The 18663-nt window shown below is 70.3% G+C and carries 17 protein-coding genes and 1 pseudogene; 14 read left to right on the top strand and 4 right to left on the bottom strand.

Going from position 1 to position 18663, the window contains the following annotated elements; genetic code table 11:
- Positions 1 to 285: 285 nt before the first annotated feature.
- A complete protein-coding gene (locus tag H1D24_RS07250; RefSeq protein WP_181656553.1) occupies positions 286 to 657 on the bottom strand; it encodes a MerR family transcriptional regulator in 372 nt (123 codons plus the stop codon).
- A gap of 80 nt (positions 658 to 737) precedes the next feature.
- A complete protein-coding gene (locus H1D24_RS07245; RefSeq protein ID WP_181656552.1) occupies positions 738 to 1763 on the bottom strand; it encodes an MDR family NADP-dependent oxidoreductase in 1026 nt (341 codons plus the stop codon).
- A gap of 214 nt (positions 1764 to 1977) precedes the next feature.
- On the opposite strand from H1D24_RS07245, the gene H1D24_RS43980 reads away from it, so the two are divergent.
- The 10 genes and pseudogenes from H1D24_RS43980 to H1D24_RS42160 all read left to right on the top strand — a co-directional run bounded on the left by H1D24_RS43980 (position 1978) and on the right by H1D24_RS42160 (position 12261).
- Complete coding sequence (locus tag H1D24_RS43980; RefSeq protein ID WP_374064178.1) at positions 1978 to 2268, top strand: hypothetical protein; 291 nt, start codon at positions 1978 to 1980, stop codon at positions 2266 to 2268.
- Between the two features lie 117 nt (positions 2269 to 2385).
- Positions 2386 to 3552: a CynX/NimT family MFS transporter gene (locus H1D24_RS07235; RefSeq protein WP_181656751.1), complete on the top strand. Its 1167-nt coding sequence runs from the start codon at positions 2386 to 2388 to the stop codon at positions 3550 to 3552.
- 366 nt (positions 3553 to 3918) lie between these two features.
- Positions 3919 to 5178, top strand: a complete 1260-nt coding sequence (locus H1D24_RS07230; RefSeq protein WP_181656551.1) for an ROK family transcriptional regulator — start codon at positions 3919 to 3921, stop codon at positions 5176 to 5178.
- 344 nt (positions 5179 to 5522) lie between these two features.
- Complete coding sequence (locus tag H1D24_RS07225) at positions 5523 to 6050, top strand: flavin reductase family protein (protein ID WP_181656550.1); 528 nt, start codon at positions 5523 to 5525, stop codon at positions 6048 to 6050.
- A 38-nt stretch (positions 6051 to 6088) separates the two neighbouring features.
- Positions 6089 to 7156 carry an ABC transporter substrate-binding protein gene (locus tag H1D24_RS07220; protein ID WP_181656549.1) on the top strand — a complete coding sequence of 356 codons (1068 nt, stop codon included), beginning with the start codon at positions 6089 to 6091 and terminating at the stop codon, positions 7154 to 7156.
- The gene (locus tag H1D24_RS07215; RefSeq protein WP_181656548.1) at positions 7153 to 8037 is read left to right on the top strand and encodes an ABC transporter permease; all 885 of its coding nucleotides are present in this window, start codon (positions 7153 to 7155) and stop codon (positions 8035 to 8037) included. The genes H1D24_RS07220 and H1D24_RS07215 overlap by 4 nt, the downstream gene beginning before the upstream one ends.
- Positions 8013 to 8825 (top strand): ABC transporter ATP-binding protein, encoded by an 813-nt coding sequence (locus H1D24_RS07210; RefSeq protein WP_181656547.1) that lies wholly within the window; start codon positions 8013 to 8015, stop codon positions 8823 to 8825. The genes H1D24_RS07215 and H1D24_RS07210 overlap by 25 nt, the downstream gene beginning before the upstream one ends.
- Positions 8826 to 8941: 116 nt before the next feature.
- A complete protein-coding gene (locus H1D24_RS07205) occupies positions 8942 to 10279 on the top strand; it encodes an LLM class flavin-dependent oxidoreductase (protein ID WP_181656749.1) in 1338 nt (445 codons plus the stop codon).
- Positions 10276 to 10869, top strand: a pseudogene (locus H1D24_RS42170) (ABC transporter transmembrane domain-containing protein); the annotation flags it as partial. The gene H1D24_RS07205 and the pseudogene H1D24_RS42170, both read left to right, overlap by 4 nt.
- Before the next feature lie 360 nt (positions 10870 to 11229).
- Positions 11230 to 12261: an aldo/keto reductase gene (locus H1D24_RS42160; RefSeq protein WP_258563925.1), complete on the top strand. Its 1032-nt coding sequence runs from the start codon at positions 11230 to 11232 to the stop codon at positions 12259 to 12261.
- A 184-nt stretch (positions 12262 to 12445) separates the two neighbouring features.
- Here H1D24_RS42160 and H1D24_RS07195 read toward each other — a convergent pair whose 3' ends face one another.
- On the bottom strand, positions 12446 to 13360 hold the full coding sequence (locus tag H1D24_RS07195) for a LysR family transcriptional regulator (protein WP_181656546.1): 915 nt from the start codon (positions 13358 to 13360) through the stop codon (positions 12446 to 12448).
- Positions 13361 to 13439: 79 nt separating this feature from the next.
- Here H1D24_RS07195 and H1D24_RS43975 point away from each other — a divergent pair, with 79 nt between their 5' ends.
- The 4 genes from H1D24_RS43975 to H1D24_RS07185 all read left to right on the top strand — a co-directional run bounded on the left by H1D24_RS43975 (position 13440) and on the right by H1D24_RS07185 (position 17477).
- Complete coding sequence (locus H1D24_RS43975) at positions 13440 to 13541, top strand: putative leader peptide (RefSeq protein ID WP_374064177.1); 102 nt, start codon at positions 13440 to 13442, stop codon at positions 13539 to 13541.
- Between the two features lie 154 nt (positions 13542 to 13695).
- Entirely contained in the window at positions 13696 to 15066 is a 1371-nt protein-coding gene (locus H1D24_RS42155; RefSeq protein WP_309484234.1) for an acyl-CoA dehydrogenase family protein, read from the top strand.
- Positions 15067 to 15082: 16 nt separating this feature from the next.
- Entirely contained in the window at positions 15083 to 16285 is a 1203-nt protein-coding gene (locus H1D24_RS07190) for an SfnB family sulfur acquisition oxidoreductase (RefSeq protein ID WP_309484233.1), read from the top strand.
- A 46-nt stretch (positions 16286 to 16331) separates the two neighbouring features.
- Positions 16332 to 17477, top strand: coding sequence for an LLM class flavin-dependent oxidoreductase (locus H1D24_RS07185; RefSeq protein ID WP_181656544.1), 1146 nt, complete (start codon positions 16332 to 16334; stop codon positions 17475 to 17477).
- A 557-nt stretch (positions 17478 to 18034) separates the two neighbouring features.
- Here the strand turns inward: H1D24_RS07185 and H1D24_RS07180 are convergent.
- Complete coding sequence (locus H1D24_RS07180) at positions 18035 to 18520, bottom strand: nuclear transport factor 2 family protein (protein WP_181656543.1); 486 nt, start codon at positions 18518 to 18520, stop codon at positions 18035 to 18037.
- Between the last annotated feature and the right edge of the window lie 143 nt (positions 18521 to 18663).

The raw sequence follows: 18663 nt of genomic DNA, 5'->3' as shown, positions 1-18663 counted from the left end.
CCGCCCGTGCACACGTTGTACCCGACGCGGTTGACGTCAGAGGCGCCGCTCAGTCGGGGCCGGCGGCACTCGCGCCTACCCGGTACTCTGCCCGCCGTCCGCGCCCGTGTCCCCTTCCGCTTCGTCGCTTTCCTCTACTGGCTCGCCGGCGGCCTCCTACCGCCGCGACCCAGAGACCAGCGGCGCCGGGTGACCGTCGCCGCCGCGCAGCCCGCTGTCCACGAGCCCCTCGATACCGATGCCTGCCAGCGCCCCCGCGCAGGCGTGAGCGCCGAGGTCCGGACGTCAGCCGTTTCCGGAGGCGCGCCGTGCGAGGTTCTCCCGCAGACGGGTGAGCCGGTCGATCTCGCCGTCCAGGGTCGCGAGTCGGCGGTCGACGACCTCGGAGAAGGCGCCTGGGCGGCCGGAGGAGTCGCACCGCGCCTGGGGGTTCTGGGCGAGCAGGTGGAGGCGGTGGGCGCGGCTGCGCAGGTCCTCGACGGTGAGGCCCAGAGCCAGCAGTTCGCGGATGACGCGTACCAAGGCGACCTCGCCCGGCCCGTACTCCCGCTGACCGGAGGAGGTGCGGGCGGGCGGGGGGAGCAGCCCGCGCTGCTCGTAGAACCGCAGTGCCCTCGGGGTGGTACCGGCTGCCGCCGCCGCTTCGCCGATCCTCATCCGCCCTCCCGGCTCCGTACGGCGGCATCGCGCCGTAGCCGCTCCTGCCCCCGTGGACGGCGACCTGCCGTGCGCCGCTCCTACAACTCCACTATGGCAGCACCGAAGTGCCGTCCGCCGATGAGATCCGGCAACGCCTGCGAGGCACGATCGATGCCGGCGATCGGCGTGTAGGGGAAGCGGATCCGGCCGGAGCGCAGCCACGCGCCGAAGCGCTCGGTCCACTCCTGCTCCACGTCGGGATGGTCACCGCCGCTGTAGCCTCGCAACGAGATGCCCTTGACGACCAGCCGGTAGGAGTCGATCTCCACGGGTGCGCTGCCGCCGGCCCGCCCGGCCGACAGTTGCCCTGCGAGCGCCCCGATGAGGGCGAAGCGGGCGCCCTGCCGGGCCGCACCGAGGGCGGCGGCCAGTTGCTCGCCTCCGACCGTGTCCAGCAGCACGTCGATGCCTTCGGGCGCCGCATCGTCGAGCTGGGGAGCGATCGGGCCGGCCCCTCGCAGCACGACCGCGTCGTACCCCAGCTCCGACACGAGCCGCTCGGCCTTCTGCGGCGAGCCGGTGCTGCCGATCACCCTCGCGGCACCCAGGAGCCGGGCGATCTGCCCGGCCAGGGAGCCGACCGCTCCCGCCGCTCCGGTCACGAAGACGACGTCCCCCGGGCGGACTTCGGCAAGCCGGGTCATTGCGCCGTAGGCGGCCGATCCCTGGGCCAGGTAGGCGACCGGGTCGGGTAGCGAGCCGTCCAGCAGGGCGCAGTCCGCGATGGCCACCTCTGCGTACTCGCGCCAGCCGAGCATGTGCAGGACGGCGTCACCTGGGCGCAACGGACTGCCGTCCGGCGCGGTGACGACCTCTCCGACGGCAGGACCGAACAGCGTGTCGCCGGTTCGCAGTGGCGGCAGGGGCACGTCGTCCGTCTCTGTTCCCATCAAGGTGCGCAGTCCGGGGAACACCAGGAAGTACCGGTTCCGGACGAGCAGCCGGCCCGGTCCGGGCTCGGGCAGCGGCGTCTCGACGACGGCGAAGTGTTCCGGCGAGGGCAGCCCCTCGGGGAGGGCGGCGATCCGGACTTCACGCGCGGTACGGGGGAGAGCAGCGGGCATCTTCGGGCTCCTGGCAGGTCGAGGCGGTGGCACACATGCCGTGCAGGTGCGGCGAAGCTAACTCTTGACCCGCACGTCAGGGGCAAGTCGGCCCAGGTGCGGCCGCTCTCGGCTCCCCGTGCGAACGCCCAGGCCGCCACAGTGAAGGCGCGCATGACGTGGACCCGCGCCGCCGGTCTCGGATCACGAGGGACTGGTCGTCCCGCGTGCTCCCGTGCGCCGGCCCCGCTCCCGGACGTACTCGCTGACGGTACGCGCCCTGGGCCCGCTGGTGCTGCTGGCCCTGTGGTGGGCTGCCTCCGCCACCGGCGTGCTCACCTCCGACGTCCTCGAGTCGCCCGCCGGCGTCGTCCGGGCCGCAGGCGAACTGTGGGGCAACGGCCAGCTTGTCGGAATGCGGGATCCCACCGGCCAGGCTCCGGACGTGACCTGCCGGCGCAGCCGGGCGACCACGTGGTCGAACAGTTCGGTCGGGCGCGGGACTCGACACAGAGTCATCCCATGATTATACGATCCGTGGGTGTCTTCTGATGATGAAGCGGTAGAGCCGGGCCGCACAGGGCCGCAGCAGGACGCGCTCCGGTCTGTCGTCTGGATACGTCGCCTCGCGCCCCTCGCCCTGATGCTCGCCGCGGTGAACCTGCGGCCTGCGGTCACCAGCGTCGGCCCGGTGCTCGAAGAGGCCCGTGCCGGCCTGGGCATGAGCGCCACCGCCGCCGGGCTGCTCACCTCCATGCCGGCGGTGTGCTTCGCGCTGGTCGGCTTCACCGCCCCCCGTCTTGCCCGCCGCTTCGGGCCCGACACCGTCCTCGTGACCGGCATGGCGGCGATCGCGGCGGGCCTGGCCCTGCGCCCCCTCTCGACGAACAGCGCCCTGTTCGTCGCACTGAGCACTCTCCCGCTCGCCGGAATCGCGGTGGCCAACGTCCTGCTGCCCGTCGTGGTCAAGGAGCGCTTCCCGCATCGGGTCGGCGCGATGACCGGCTTCTACTCCGTGGCCCTCAACGTCGGTGCCTCGACCGCCGCAGCCGTCACCGTTCCGCTGGCCCGGGCGTTCGGCGGCGACTGGCGGGTCGGCCTGGGCGCCTGGTCGCTGCTCGCCGCGGTCGCCGTACCGCCCTGGCTCTTCCTGGCCCGTGACGGCAATGGCCGTGACCCCGCCGGCACGGCCAACCGGTTGTCGGCAGCGGAACCTTCCGTACGGGGCTCGGCCACCCACCCGCACCTCACCCGCAGCCCGACCGCCTGGGCGCTCGCCGTCTACTTCGGCCTGCAGGCCACCGCCGCATACGTCATCATCGGCTGGCTGCCGCAGATCTTCCGCGATGCCGGACTGTCCGCCGAGACCGCCGGCCTGCTGTTCGCCGTCACTTCGGTGCTCGGCATCCCCCTGTCCTTCGCGCTGGCCGCCGTTGCCGGGGGGCTACGCAAACAGAGCGGGGTGGCTGTCACGATCGGGCTGTTCGGCCTTGCCGGATACGCCGGACTGTGGGCCGCCCCGGCCGCGGCACCGTGGCTGTGGGCCTGCCTGCTCGGCGTCGCCAACTGCTCGTTCCCACTGGCGCTCACCATGATCGGAATGCGCGGGCGTGACAGCGCGACCGTGATCCGGCTGTCAGCCTTCGCGCAGAGCACCGGATACCTGCTGTCGATCCCCGGACCCATCCTGGTCGGCGCTCTCTACGAGCACAGCGGCGGCTGGAAGGTACCGCTGGTCTTCATGGCCCTGCTCATGCTGCCGCAACTCGCAGCCGGCCTCGTCGCGGGCCGCGACCGTCAGGTCGGCTGACAATTCTCCGCCTCTGCCTGCTGCCTCTGTCTTCTGCCTCTGTCCATGATGCGGTCAACGGTTTGACCGGTAACAGTGGTTCCGCTACTTTGCGGCCCATGCAGCGATCCGCACACCTGACGACTCGAGGTCATGTCGACCTGAAGCGTGTGTGCTCCGCGGCGTGTCACCGGGCCTGAACATACCTGCCCGCGCGGGCCTGCCATCGGGACAGCTCCCACTCGGCTCTTCGCGGGGTGCCCTTTCCGTCGGGAGAAGCGACATTCTCCGACCGCCCACCGTGCGTTCTGCAGGTTCTGTCCTGAGGCTTCGTAGAGGAGCACGCACCGCATCGCCCGCTGCCACCGAGCCTGGAAGACATCTGTGATGAGTCTCTCTGTGTCTGCGCCTGCACGACGTGGCCGCACCTCGGTACGTCGCTCGGACATCCCTGCCGCCGGACCGGTCCGCCGTCTCTCCGGCGCGGGATCCGTTCTGAGCGCCATCCTCGACCACGGCCCGGTCGCCCGCTCGACCGTCGCCCGGCTCACCGGCCTCTCACCCGCGTCCGTGACCGGACACACCGGCCGGCTCATGGCCCGTGGTCTCGTCCGCGAGAGTGAGGAGTCCACAGGGCCGAAGGGACTGGGGCGGCCCCACATACCGTTGGAGATCGACACCGGCCGCCATGTGGTGGCCGGCGCACACATCGCCGTCGCTCACTCGACCGTCTCCCTCATGGACCTGCGTGGCCGGATCCTGGCCGAGGACCGGCAGCCGCACCGGGGCACCGACGCGCAGCGGATACTCGATGACCTGGCAACTCGCCTTCCCCGGCTGGTGACGGCCCATGCGGCCGGCCGGGCCGTGTTGGCCTTGGGCGTGGCCACCGGACACCGGGTGGACCCGGAGGCCGGCGTGGTCATCGAGCATCCGCAGCTCGGCTGGCGCGATGTGCCGGTACGCGACGTCCTCGCTGCGGCGACCGGGCTGCAGGTCCAAGTGGACAGCCACGCACGGGCGTTGGCGCGCGCCGAGCAAATGCTGGGCGAGGCCACCACCCGGGCCAGCACGGTGCTCCTGTTCGTCGGCGCGGTCGTGGACGCGGCGTTCGCCACCGCGGGGGCCATGCACCTCGGGCCCCGCTCCGGGGCGGGGAGCGTGGCTCATCTGCCGCTCGGGTCGGCCGGGTCCGGCGGTGCCGAGCCGTGCTCGTGCGGGCGGAGGGGGTGCCTGCAGTCCGAGGTGTCGGAGCGCGCCATGGTGCGGCAAGCCGCCGAACAGGGCCTGTTGGTCGGGTCGTTCACCGAGCTGCTGGAGCGGGCGCTGGTCGGTGAGGCACGGGCGGTGGCGCTCTTCCGCCGTCGGGCGCGGCTGGTCGGCCAGGCAGCGGCACTGCTCCTGGACATGTTCGACCCCGAGGTCCTGGTGGTCGTCGAGCCCGGTGCGGGCCGGCTGCCGCAGTGCCTCGCCGATCTGCGGACGGAAGTGGCAGAGCGCTCCTGGGTCTGCGACGACCCGGAACGAGCCGTGGTGCCGAGCAGTTTCACGGGATCGGTGCTGGCCACCGCCGGTGGCGCGGTGGCGTTGGGAGCGCTGTACGCCGACCCACTGGGCCCGTGGCCCGCGCTACCCGCCGTCTCCTGAGCGGTATTTCAGTTCCCGACTTAATTCAGAAAGTTGCTTTGTTGACCGGCTCCCGGCCGGAACGGGAAGATGGATTCATGACCGGTCGACAGTGGATTCCCCAGCGCCTGCCCTCAGTGGCATGCCGCTGCCGGGCGACCGTGCCGGTCGGCGTCTTCGCCCGGCCTTTCTGTTGTCGCTGCTGTCCGGGCCACCGATAAACCAGCGACCGATTCACGCGAGTGCGCCGCACCTGAGTGCGTATCTCTGTACGCCTGCACGCCTCGTCTCTTCGGCCTGCCCGTTCTGAGTTTCTCGTTCGCGCGCCGAGTCCGCCTTTTCGATGCTCCATCCCAGGAGAGAAGATGACTGTCACCGTGTCTTCGTATTCCGAGACATCCTCCGATGCAGATGCCGTCGCGGGTATCGCGCCGAAGCGTTTCAAACAGGCGTTCCGAAGGTATCCCGCCGGCGTCGTGGTCGTCACCGCGGACGCCGGCCTCGGGCCGGTCGGCTTCACCGCCACCTCGCTCACCTCCCTGTCGCTCGATCCGCCGCTGGTGTCCTTCGCCATCGGGACCACCACCTCCTCCTGGCCGCACATCGAGCGGGCCGCCACCGCGGTGGTCAACTTCCTCGGTGCCGACCAACAGGCACTGGCCACCACATTCGCCACCAGCGGCATCGACCGTTTCGCGGCGCCGACCGACTGGCGGCGACTGCCTCAGGGCGAACCGGTCCTCAACGACGTGGCCGGCTGGCTGCGGCTGGACATCGAGCAACTCGTCCCGGCGGGCGACCACCGGATCGTCATCGCCCGGGTCGTCGACTCCTGGCTCGACGAGGGGCGCAGCCCGCTCCTCTTTCTCGACGGCGCCTACCACTCCATCTGACCACTCGCCACATCCACCATAAGTCAGGAGAATTCACCATGTCATTTCATGAAGCCCGGAAAGCCGTCGATCGCAGGACATTCATCGCCCTCGCCGGCGGGACGATACTCAGCCTCGCAGCATGCGCTCCGCAGACCAGAACGGCCACCACCGCGGCAGAACCCTCCGGAACACTGCCGACCGGGTCACCTCCGCCCGGTACCAAGCTATCGATCGCAGTCCGCTCCACACGTCTCCAGCTGGGACCCGCAGGACTGGAGAAGGACCTGACATTCACGGTCTCGGAGTGGCCGAATCTGAGCGCGGGCCCCGACATCATTCAGGGCTTCCGCGCGCATTCCATCGACCTGGCCACCAATGCCGGAATACCCCCGATCCAGGCCCACGCCATCGGTGTCGACGCCAAAATCGTCGCGGTGCAGGTGCGGCCCAACCCCTCATACGTCTTCGCCACCGCCCCGGGCTCCGACATCAAGAAGATCGAGGACTTCCGCGGCAAGAAGATCGGCTTCTCCCAGGGCCAGGCGCAGGGTGTCGTCGTACTTCGGGCCCTGAAGGAGGCAGGCCTCAGCAACAGCGATGTCGAACTGGTCGCCCTGCCCAGCACGCAGTTCCTGACCGCTCTTCAGTCCAAGCAGGTCGATGTGGCCCCGCTCGGCGAGCCGACGCTCACGAAGTACCTCGGCCAGTACGAGAAGGACGGCGCCCGCGGTGTGAAGACGGATGTCGTGGACCTGCTGACCGTGTTGTGGGCGCCCACCGAGGTGCTGAACGACGAGGCGAAGGCCGCGGCCGTCCGCGACTTCATCCCGCTGTGGTCCCGCGGACTGGTGTGGGCGTGGGAGAACACCGACGAATGGATCGGCACGTACTACGTGAAGGACCAGGGCGTCACCAAGGAGGACGGCAAGCGCATCGTCGCCTCCCTCCACAAGCCGCAGTTCCCGGTGAGCTGGGACAAGGCGATCAAGTGGGAGCAGGAGACCGCCGATCTGCTGGCCGACGGCGGCTTCGTGCCCAAGCAGGACGCCTCCGAGCTGTTCGACCGTCGCTTCGAGGGGCTGGCGGCGAAGGCCGTGTCGGCCAAGTACCGGGAGACGTCATGACGGAAGTGTTGTCGAACGCACGCCCGGAGAAACTGGTAGCAGCCACTGCCGAGGCCACGAGGAAACCCGCAGGAGACGCGGCCTCCCAAGCCCCCCAAGGACCCCGCAGGCGGCTCGGCCCCGGCCGGTCCCTGCCCTTCGGCCGCCTGATCGGCCCGGCACTCCTGATCGCCGTATGGTGGGCCGCCTCGGCCTTCGGCTATCTCGACCCCCGCATCCTGTCCGGTCCCGGCAGCGTGCTGTCCACCACGGCGGACCTGGTCTCCAGCGGTCGGCTCCAGGACAACGTGCTCATCTCGCTGCAGCGCGCCGGACTCGGTCTGTTCTTCGGTGTGGCGGCCGGGGTGATCCTGGCCGTGGCGGCGGGGCTGAGCCGCTCCGGGGAGTACCTCTTCGACGGCACACTCCAGGTCAAGAGGGCCATTCCGTCCCTGGCCATGCTCCCGCTGCTCATCCTCTGGCTGGGCATCGGCGAGCAGATGAAGGTCACCGTGATCGCCCTCGGCGTCGCGGTGAGCATGTACATCAACACCTATGCGTCGCTGACCAGTATCGACAGCAGGTATGTGGAGCTCGCCGAGGGACTCGAGCTGAGCCGATGGCAGTTCATCCGCAAGGTCGTCGTCCCGGGCTCGCTGCCGGGCTTCTTCGTCGGCCTGCGCCTCGGCGTCACTTCGTCCTGGCTCGGCCTGATCGTGGTCGAGCAGATCAACGCCACCAAGGGCATCGGCTACATGATGTTCCAGGCCCAGCAGTACGCCCAGTCCGACGTCATCATCGTGGGGCTGGTGGCCTACGGGATCTTCGGCTTCGCCTCGGACGCGGCGGTACGCGCAATCGAGAGGAGGGTGCTGTCATGGCGACGCACTCTGGCGGGGTGACCGAGGTAACCGAGGTCCGGCCCGAGACCGCGGCCGCAGCCGACCCCGCGAGCGAGGAACACGGCAGCGACAGACCCGCCCTGCGGACGACGCGGTTGGTACGCAAGTTCGGCGACCGGATCGTCCTGAAGGAACTCGATCTGGCCCTTGCGCCGGGGGAGTTCACGGCACTCCTGGGCCGCAGCGGCTCGGGGAAATCCACGCTGCTGCGCGCTGTCGCCCGCCTCGACCACATGGTGGAAGGCTCTGGCGAACTGATCGTCCCCGAGCGGGTCTCGCTCTCCTTCCAGGACTCCCGGCTGCTGCCCTGGCTCCGGGTACTGGACAACGTCGTCCTCGGTCTACGCGGCCCCGGCGCCCGGGAACGCGGGCTGACCGCCCTGGCCGAGGTCGGCCTTGAGGGCCGCGAGCGCTCCTGGCCCCATGAACTGTCCGGCGGCGAGCAGCAGCGCGCCGCACTCGCCCGCGCCCTGGTCCGCGATCCCCAACTACTCCTGGCCGACGAGCCGTTCGGCGCCCTGGACGCTCTCACACGGATCAAGATGCACGGGCTGCTGCGCGAGCTGTACGAGCGGCACCGCCCCGCCGTGCTCCTCGTCACCCACGACGTCGACGAGGCCGTGGAACTCGCCGACCGGGTGCTCGTACTGGACGAGGGCCGCATCTCCGTGGATCTCGCCATCGACCTGCCCACGCCGCGTTCCCCGCGCGACCCGCGCTTCCAGGAACACCGCGACACGCTGCTCGCCGCCCTCGGTGTGGCGCAGCACCAGCCCACCGCTTCTTGAGGAGACGACAGCCCATGTCACGCAAGGCCGAAGACCGCACTGAAGCACACACGGAAGCCGAGACGCACACGGGACGCAACGCCGGCCGCAAGCCGCTCCACCTGAACGCGTTCCTCATGTCCACCGGACACCACGAGGCCTCCTGGCGGCTCCCCGAGAGCCCGGCAGAGGCGAACGCGGACATCGAGCACTACAAGAACCTGGCCCGGATCGCCGAACGCGGCAAGCTGGACTCGGTGTTCCTCGCCGACAGCCCCGTCCAGATGGGCGACCCTGGCCGACGGCCGTCGGCCAAACTCGAGCCGACCATCCTGCTGACCGCGCTCGCCGGGGCCACCCAGCACATCGGCCTCATCGCCACCGCCTCCACCAGCTACAACGAGCCGTACAACCTGGCCCGCCGGTTCGCCTCGCTGGACCACGTCTCCGGCGGCCGGGCAGGCTGGAACATCGTCACCACCGCAGGAGCCGACGCAGCCCGCAACTTCGGCCTCGACGACACGCCGCTGCACAAGGACCGCTACCGTCGGGCCTCGGAGTTCGTCGAGGTCTCCACCAAGCTGTGGGACAGCTGGGCGGACGACGCAGTGATCGCCGACAAGGAGCGCGGCGTCCACGCCCTGGCCGAGCGGGTCCGCCGCATCGACCACGTCGGCGAGTTCTTCCGGGTCGACGGACCGCTGAACGTGCAACGTCCGCCGCAGGGCTACCCGTTGCTCGTCCAGGCAGGTTCCAGTGAGGACGGCAAGGACTTCGCCGCCCGGTACGCGGAAGCGGTGTTCACCGCGCAGCAGACCCTGGAGGAGGGCATCGCCTTCTACAAGGACGTCAAGCAGCGCGCGCAGCTGCTCGGCCGGGACCCGGACGGCATCAAGATCCTGCCCGGCATCGTCCCCGTCATCGGCGACACCGAGGCGGAGGCGCTGGAGCTGGATGCCGAGCTCGACCGGCTGATCGTCCCCGAGTACGCCAAGCGGCAGCTCGCCAAGACGTTGAAGATCTCACCCGACGCGCTGGACCTCGATGCGGAGCTCCCCGAGAACCTGCCCACCGAGGACGAGATCGAGGGCGCCAAGAGCCGCTACACGCTCATCGTGGAGCTCGCTCGGCGTGAGCGACTGACAGTGCGTCAGCTTATCGGGCGGCTCGGCGGTGGCCGCGGTCACCGTACCTTCGCCGGTACGGCGGAGCAGGTCGCCGACACGATCGAGCACTGGTACGACAGCGGCGCGGCCGACGGCTTCAACATCATGCCCGCCGTGCTCCCCTCGGGCCTGGAGCTCTTCGTGGACCGGGTGGTGCCGATCCTCCAGGAACGGGGCCTGTTCCGCACCCAGTACACGGGCTCCACGCTGCGCGAGCACTACGGGCTCCCGCGCCCCGCCAACCGGCTGTTCGACACCGTCAACACCGGCGAGGGCCACACCGGCATCGCCCTGGCGGCGACCCGGTGACGGACTGTCCACCCCAGGAAGCCCGTACGTCGCTGGAAACCAGAGCGCCCCAGCAGCCGTCGGCCCGGTGGGCCCGGCGGCTGCTGGGGTACTGCCTGCGCCACCGCGCCGACCTCCTGCTCGCCTTCGGTGCCGCCGTCGTGGGCGCCGTCGCCACCGCCGTACTGCCTCTCGTCCTGCGCCATGTCGTGGACGGCGTTGCGGCGGGCACCACCGCTTCTCTCGTCCCCTGGACCATTCTGCTCGCCGGACTCGGCGCGGTCCGCTTCGCATGCGGTTTCACCCGCCGCTACCACTCAGGTCGGCTCTCCCTCGGTGTGCAATACGACCTCCGCAACGACGGATTCGCGGCGCTTCTGCGGCTCGGCGGTGCACAACAGGACGACCTGCGCACCGGACAGGTGGTGAGCCGGTCCATCTCCGACATCACCCTGATCCAGACCCTGCTGCAGTTCCTGCCCAACCTCACTGGCAACGTGTTGATGTTCCTGTTCTCGCTGGTCTGCATGGCGTTGCTGTCGCCGCTGCTGACCGTGGTGGCCCTGATCATCGGACCGCTGCTCTGGCTGATCGCCCTGCACAGCCGCCGCATCCTCTTCCCCGCCAACTGGCATGCCCAGCAGGAGGCCGCCGAGGTCGCCTCCACCGTAGAGGCGGTCGACTCGGCCGACCCGTACCGAACCCGACGGCACGTCGTAGAAGCGGGGAGCGACCGAGGCCCTGGCCCGGCGGCGTACGACCGTCGTCGTCGCCCACCGGCTGACCACCGCCGCCCGCGCCGACCGGGTGGTGGTCCTCGATGCGGGAACCGTCGTGGAGACCGGCACCCATGCCGAACTCCTCGCCGCGCGGGGCCCGTACCACCGTCTGTGGCAGGCCTTCGAACAGGGCGGCCGACCGGCCACGGTCGATCGACTGAAGATCAACGAACTCGTCAAGGAGAGTGCACGATGACGGAGTACCGCAACCTCGGACGCACTGGCGTCAAGGTCAGCCCGCTGTGCCTGGGCACCATGATGTTCGGCGCCCGGGGCAACACGGACCATGCCGACAGCGTCCGGATCATCCACCACGCCCTGGACTCGGGCATCAACTTCGTCGACACCGCGGACGTGTACTCCGCGGGTGAGTCCGAGACCATCGTCGGCAAGGCCCTGTCCGGCGGACGGCGCGACAACGTCGTCCTCGCCACCAAGTTCCACGGAAGCCTCGGGAGCGACCCCAACGAGCAGGGCAACAGCCGCCGTTGGATCATCCGCGAGGTGGAGAACAGCCTGCGGCGGCTGAGCACCGACTGGATCGACCTCTACCAGGTGCACCGCCCCGAGCCGGACACCGACTTCGACGAGACTCTCGGCGCGCTCACCCACCTGGTGCAGCAGGGAAAGATCCGCTACATCGGCACCTCCACCTTCGAACCCTCCGCCATCGTCGAGGGCCAGTGGATCGCGGAGCGCCGCGGCCGGGAACGCGTCGTGGCCGAGCAGCCCCCGTACTCCCTCCTGACGCGCGGCATCGAACGCGAGGTCCTGCCCGTGGCGCAGCGGTACGGTCTCGGCGTGCTGTCCTGGAGCCCGCTCGCGGGCGGCTGGCTCTCCGGCCGTTACCGGAAGGGCGCCGAACAGCCCGCCTCCAGCCGTGCCGAACGCCAGGCGGCCCGCTTCGACATCGCCGCACCGGAGAACGCCGCCAAGCTGGAGGCCGCCGATGCCCTCGCCCGGCTGGCCGAGGAGGCCGGCGTCACCCTCGTACAACTGGCCTTGGCCTTCGTCCTGGAACACCCCGCGATCACCTCGGCGATCATCGGCCCGCGTACCTTCGAACAGCTGGAGAGCCAGCTGGGCGCGGACAAGATCCGGCTGAGCCGGGACGTACTCGACCGGATCGACGAGATCGTCCCACCCGGCACCAACCTCTCGTCCCGCGACGCGGGTTACACCCCGCCCTCGCTCACCGACTCCGCCCTGCGCCGCCGTCCGTAGAACTGTCTCAGCGCCGTCCGCCGGCCTTCCGGGGCTGGCGGACTCAGAACCTCGCCACGCTCTAGGGCGGCATCCAGGGACTCCGACTGGTTCGAAGAGGCTGGCCCGGGTGGTGGCAGTGGCGGCAGGGGCTCCGCACCGCCCTCGCCGGGACGGAGGTAGGGCATCTGCAGCCGCACAGCGGTCAGCGCTGGTACTGCTGTGCCCGCTCCAGCAGGGTGTCGTGCAGATCCCGTGCCGCGCGGGGGTGGGAGGCGGAACGGCGGCGCTGGACGACCATGAGCACCTCCGTGCCGGTGCCCGTCTCGCCGTCGGCGAGCGGGCGCCAGGTGATGGCGCCGCTGCGCTCCAGCGGATCGCCGATGACGCTGAAGTCGGGCAGTACGGTGGCGCCCAGCCCTTCCGCGACCATCAGTTTGCCCATCTCGGCGCCGTCGGTGGAGTACGAGAAGGCCGGGCTTCGCCCGCGCAGCAGCCGGTGCACGTAGCGGTGCATCACATAGCCGGCTCGCATCACGACGAGGGGCTCGGAGAGCAGGGCGTCGACGGTCACGGCGGAGTGGGCGGCCAGTGGACTGTCCGGGCGTATGCATACCACCGGTTGGCCGCGTAGCAGGCCGGTGGACTCGACGTCGGGCGGGAGATCGTCCCCGGTGAGGTAGTTCACGAGACCGAGGTCGAGACCGCCCTCGGACAGCATCCGGTGGATCTCGGTCTGTTGGGCGGTGACCACCTCGACCTGGGTCTGCGGGTGTGCGGTGCGGAAGTCGCGGACCGTGGGGACGAGGAGGGGGACGGTCGCGGCGTGCACGGTGCCGAGTCTGACCATGCGGCTGACCTGGTGCTGGTGGTCGGCGGCCTGGCGCAGCCGGTCCACGGCCTCCAGGACAGCGGCGACATGCGGCAGCAGCTCGCGGCCGGCGTCGCTGGCCCGGGCCCCGGAGCGGCGGCGGTCCAGCACTTCGACGCCGAGCTCGCGTTCCAGATTGCGGACGGTCTCGCTGAGCGCGGGCTGCGAGAGGTGCAGCTCCTCGGCGGCACGTCGCAGGGAACCGAGGCGTGCGACGGCCTGGAGATACTCGAGCTGTTCGATCCGCATGAAAGGGAAACCCTATCAACCCATCGCGGATCCGTGACGGGAGCCCGCTCGACCAGTCGGCATACCACCTGGTTGAATCATGCTCATGATCAAGCGCAATGACCTCACGCGGCGACGCCACGTCGACCTCGTGCGTGTGTCCAGCGCTCTGTGTGCGTGCTGTTGTTGCGCCGCGCGCTGACCCGGCTCACCTTCGCGCTTTTCCCTCGCCAACGGCTGACGTGCTTGATGTGTCCTGACGCTTCCTGACGCTCCGTCATTCCTGGCGAGCTCCTCGCCTTCCTCCCTGGCTGGGAGGCGTATCCGCCTGCCCGGCCCTCTTCCGGAGCATCCCCGTGTCTTCTATCGAGACCAACGCGCCGCCACCGGCGCCGACCTCGGCCTCGCCCTCGGCGCCGCCGTCCTCGCTCGCGTCCAATGCCCTCTCGGCGCTTGAGGCGTTCGGACAGTCGCTGGCCGCCACCGGGCCGACCATCGCCATCGCGGGCACGGTGCCCGTGATCTTCCTGAGCGCCGGGACCGGCACACTCTACGCGCTCCTCGCCGGCACGGTGATCGTGCTGCTGGTGGCCGACGCCCTGGCCGTGGACGCGCTGGAGCGCGACCGGGCAGGGCAGGACCCGGTCGCCGAGCTGCGGCTGCTGCGTGAGGCCGGGCTGCCCGCCTTGTTGATTCCCCGCCGGTTCGGCGGCGCCGGGCAGGGCTGGAGGACAGCGCTCGCCGTGGTACGCGAGATCGCCCGCGCCGACGGATCCATCGCCCAGCTGCTCGGCTACCACTACGTCAACCTCGACAACCTCTGGCTCGCGGCCGGCCTGGAAGCCCAGGAGCGGTACGGTCGCCCGTCCGCCGATGCCCAGTGGCTGTGGGGCGACGCGGTCAACCCCATCGACCCCGACCTCAAGCTCACACCGAACCCGGACGGCGACGGCTACCGCCTGGACGGCACCAAGACCTTCGCCACCGGTGCCAGTACGGGAGACGTGGTCCTCACCTCCGGCGAGGTGACCGGCACCGGAGAGCAACTGCTGCTGGTCGTCCCGCACGACGCGCCCGGGCTGACCTTCGGGCAGGACTGGGACAACCTCGGCCAGCGCCTCTCCGCCAGCGGCGGCGTCACCTTCGACGGCGTGGAGATCCTGCCCGAGCAGGTGATCGCCTCACTCGGCAAGGAGGACACCACCCCCCGCAGCTCCCTCATCACGCCCGTCATCCAGGCCGTCTTCGGCCACCTCTACCTGGGCATCGCGGAGGGCGCCCTGGCCGCCGCCCGCGCGTACACCCGCGGTACCTCACGCCCGTGGGTGCTCAGCGGCCTGGCCTCGGCCACCGAGGACCCGTACCGCCTGGCCGACTACGGCGACCTCGCCGCGCGCCTCACCGCCACCGCGGCGCTGGCCGACCGCGTGGCCGGGCATGTCCAGTCCGCCGCCGACCGCGGGCCCGAGCTGACCTGGGAGGAGCGTGGCGAGCTGGCCGTCGAGGTCGCGGCGCTGAAGGTGGTCTCCACCGATGTCGCCCTCGACACCACCGCCAAGGTCTTCGAGCTCACCGGCGCCCGGGCGACCGCCAACCGCCATGGCTTCGACCGCTTCTGGCGCAACGTCAGGACCCACACGCTGCACGACCCGGTCTCGTACAAGCGCCGCGAGGTGGGCGACCACTACCTCAACGGCACCCTGCCCGAATTCACCCTCTACACCTGACCGGAGCCTCCCAGCTGTGGCCACCACCGCACCCTCCACCGCCACGGTCATCCGAACCGATGACGAAGCGCTTGCCACCGCCCGCGCCCTGGCCGCCGAGTTCGCCGCCGGAGCCGAGCGCCGCGACGCCGAACGCATCCTCCCCACCGCTGAACTCGACCGGCTCTCCGCCAGCGGCCTGCTGGGCATCACTGTCCCCGCCGAGTACGGCGGTGCCGATGTCTCGATCGCGACCCTGGCCGAGGTCTTCCGCCTGCTCGCCGCGGCCGACCCGAGCCTGGCTCAGATCCCGCAGAGCCACTTCGCGTACGTCAACGTGCTGCGCGCCCAGGGCACGCCGGAGCAGCAGCGCTTCTTCTTCGCGGAGATCCTGGCAGGCAAGCGTTTCGGCAACGCCCAGTCCGAGGCCGGCACCAAGCACGTACAGGACTACCGGACGCGACTGACAGCCGACCCCGACGGCGGCTACGTCCTCACCGGCACCAAGCACTACAGCACCGGTGCACTCTTCGCGCACTGGGTGCCCGTGCTGGCCCGCGCCGAGGACGAACTGCTGCAGGTCGCCTACGTCCCCCGGGACGCCCCCGGGCTCACCGTGGTCGACGACTGGGACGGGATGGGCCAGCGCACCACCGCCAGCGGCACCGTCAACCTGGACGGTGTCCGGGTGCCTGCCGAGCACGTCGTTCCGCACCATCTCACTTTCACCGGCCCGCAGTTGCACGGTGCGGTGGCGCAGCTGCTGCATGCCGCGATCGACGTCGGTATCGCCGGGGGCGCGCTCGCGGAGGCCGCGGAGTTCGTCCGCACCCGCACCCGCCCCTGGTTCGAGGCAGGGGTCGAGCGCGCCACAGAAGACCCGCTGCTCGTCCAGCGCTTCGGCGAGCTGGCGGTGCGGCTGCGTGCGGCCGAGGCGCTCCTTGAACGCGCCGCACGGGAGGTGGACGCGGCCCGCGCCGACCTCACCGATGCCTCAGCGGCATCCGCCTCGATCGCAGTGGCCACCGTGAAGGCCTTCGCCGACCCGGTGGCGGTGGAGCTCTCCGCCGCGCTCTTCGAGGTCTCCGGCACCCGCTCCAGCCTGGCGTCCCTGAACCTGGACCGGCACTGGCGCAACGCCCGCACCCACACGCTGCACGACCCCTCCCGCTGGAAGGTCCAGCACATCGGCCGCTACGTCCTGAACGGCACCCCGCCGCCCCGCCACGGCCTGCTCTGACCCGCTCGCCCCACCGCAACCGCAACACCCAACCGAGGATCCCGTCATGTCACTCACCTTCCACTGGTTCCTGCCCACCAACGGCGACAGCCGCGACATCGTCGGCGGCGGCCACGGCGTGCGCACCGGCGCGGCCGGCGGCGACCGCCCGCCCACGACCGCCTACCTGGGCCAGATCGCGCGCAGCGCCGAGCAGTTGGGGTTCGTAGGCGCGCTCACGCCCACCGGGGCCTGGTGCGAGGACGCCTGGCTGAGCACCGCGATGCTGGTAGAGGTCACCGAGCGGCTGAAGTTCCTGGTGGCCTTCCGGCCGGGCCAGATCTCACCGACCACCTCGGCCCAGATGGCCGCCACCTACCAGCGCCAGTCCAACGGCCGTCTGCTGCTCAACGTGGTCACCGGCGGTGAGTCGCACGAGCAGCGCGCCTACGGCGACTTCCTGGACAAGGACGCCCGCTACGCCCGCGCCGACGAGTTCCTCGGCATCGTCCGCGCGCTGTGGCGGGGCGAGACGGTGGATCACGCGGGCACGCACCTGCGCGTCGAGGGCGCGCAGCTGCACCGGCTGCCCGAGACGGCCCCGCCGATCTACTTCGGTGGATCGTCGGCCGCGGCCGGTCCCGTCGCCGCCCGCCACTCGGACGTCTACCTCACCTGGGGTGAGCCGCCGGCGCAGGTCGCGGAGAAGATCGCCTGGATCCGGAAGCTCGCCGCCGAAGAGGGCCGCGAGATCCGGTTCGGCATCCGCCTGCACGTCATCACCCGGGACACGGCCGCCCAGGCCTGGGCCGAGGCCGAACGCCTGCTGTCCCCCGTGGACCCGGGCACCATCGCCCAAGTACAGGCCGGGCTGGCCCGCAGCGAGTCCGTGGGTCAGCGCCGGATGCTCGCTCTGCACGGCGGATCCACCGGCGATCTGGAGATCTACCCCAACCTGTGGGCCGGTGTCGGCCTGGTGCGCGGCGGCGCGGGCACGGCCCTGGTCGGCAGCCACACCGAGGTCGCCGAGCGGATCGCCGAGTACCACGCGCTGGGCATCGAGGAGTTCGTGCTTTCCGGCTACCCGCACCTGGAGGAGGCCTACTGGTTCGGCGAGGGCGTCCTCCCGCTGCTCGCCGCGCGCGGCCTGTGGCAGCACCCTGCCGGGACGCGGAGGACAGAGCCCGGTACCGTCCCCTTCGCGGGCCGCTGAACAGAGCCGGCGACTCTGCGGGTGCCGGTAAGTCATCCGGCCTGGTCATGCGGCATGTTGCCCGTGGAGGGTCCGCAGAGTGTCGGTCCGAGGATGCCGTCACAGGGCGTTCTGCGCTGACGCCGTATCAACTCACCAAGGTAGGCGGCCATCGCTCGCCGTCGCGGTCCTTGTCGGGGATGCCGAGCAACTCACAGATGACCAGCACCGGCACCGGGCCGGCGAAGGTCTCGATCAGGTCGGCGCCGGGACCGGCTTGTCCGAAATTCTATGCTCGACTCTGACCCCGCGGGTCTAACGTGAACGATGCCACAGTCCGCAGGGACGGGTCCGGGCGTCGCCATTCCGCGACGGCCGAGCGACACCTCCGGGAGATGTTCCCGGACAGGTTTGCCGGTTATTCACCGACGGCGGTGAAACTTATTCGGTAACACCGGTGACACTTATTTCGGACATCGGGGACGTCTGTTCGGAAGCATCGGTCACGCTTATTCGGCGACATCGGTGACACTTGTCCTGCACATCGGTCTCCGTCCGTGCGCCCGTCGGGGAATCTGCTACATCGGCGCATTCCCGGCCGCCACGAGTCCCGCGACCGGTGCCACGTACCGGCGGCTGATGAGCCAGCGGCCGTCCTCCTGCTCGAAGTCGTCCTCGACCAGGCCCACCACGGTCCAGTCCGCCGGCCGGTGCCGGCCGGCGACCGTGCGGGTGGCGCTCCAGTGCCACACCGTCGCATAAGCCTGCAGGTGAGGCCTGCCGTCGGTCCACTCGATGAGCGTCTGGCCGAGGACGTGCGCGACCGTACGCTCACGCTTCCCGGGTCGGCCGGCCGACATGAACGCGGTGAACTCGTCGCGCCCGTGGAAGCGCTGGGTGGGCCCCGGCATCACGTCGTAGGCGATCAGCGCGTCCTTCGTGAAGCACTCGACGAGCTGCTCGTACTGGTTGGTGTCCACCAGCCGGAAGAACTTGTAGAAGGTCCGGTAAATCTCCCGCTCCGCTGCGATGGTGGCCAGGAGATCGTCGTTCGAGGAGGCCATGTCGTTCCTTTCCGGGCCGCTGGGGGATTTCTTTTCATGATGCCACGGAGTTTCCCGCTCCTCGAGACCACGCCATTGACTGCCCTTGCTGTAACTCGCCACGGTACGACGGTCATTGAGTTTCACCAATGCCGGTCCACGGG

The sequence above is a fragment of the Streptomyces himalayensis subsp. himalayensis genome (genome assembly GCF_013778455.1).
GTDB classification, from domain to species: Bacteria; Actinomycetota; Actinomycetes; order Streptomycetales; family Streptomycetaceae; genus Streptomyces; species Streptomyces himalayensis.
This window is presented reverse-complemented; position numbering and strand designations above follow the sequence as displayed.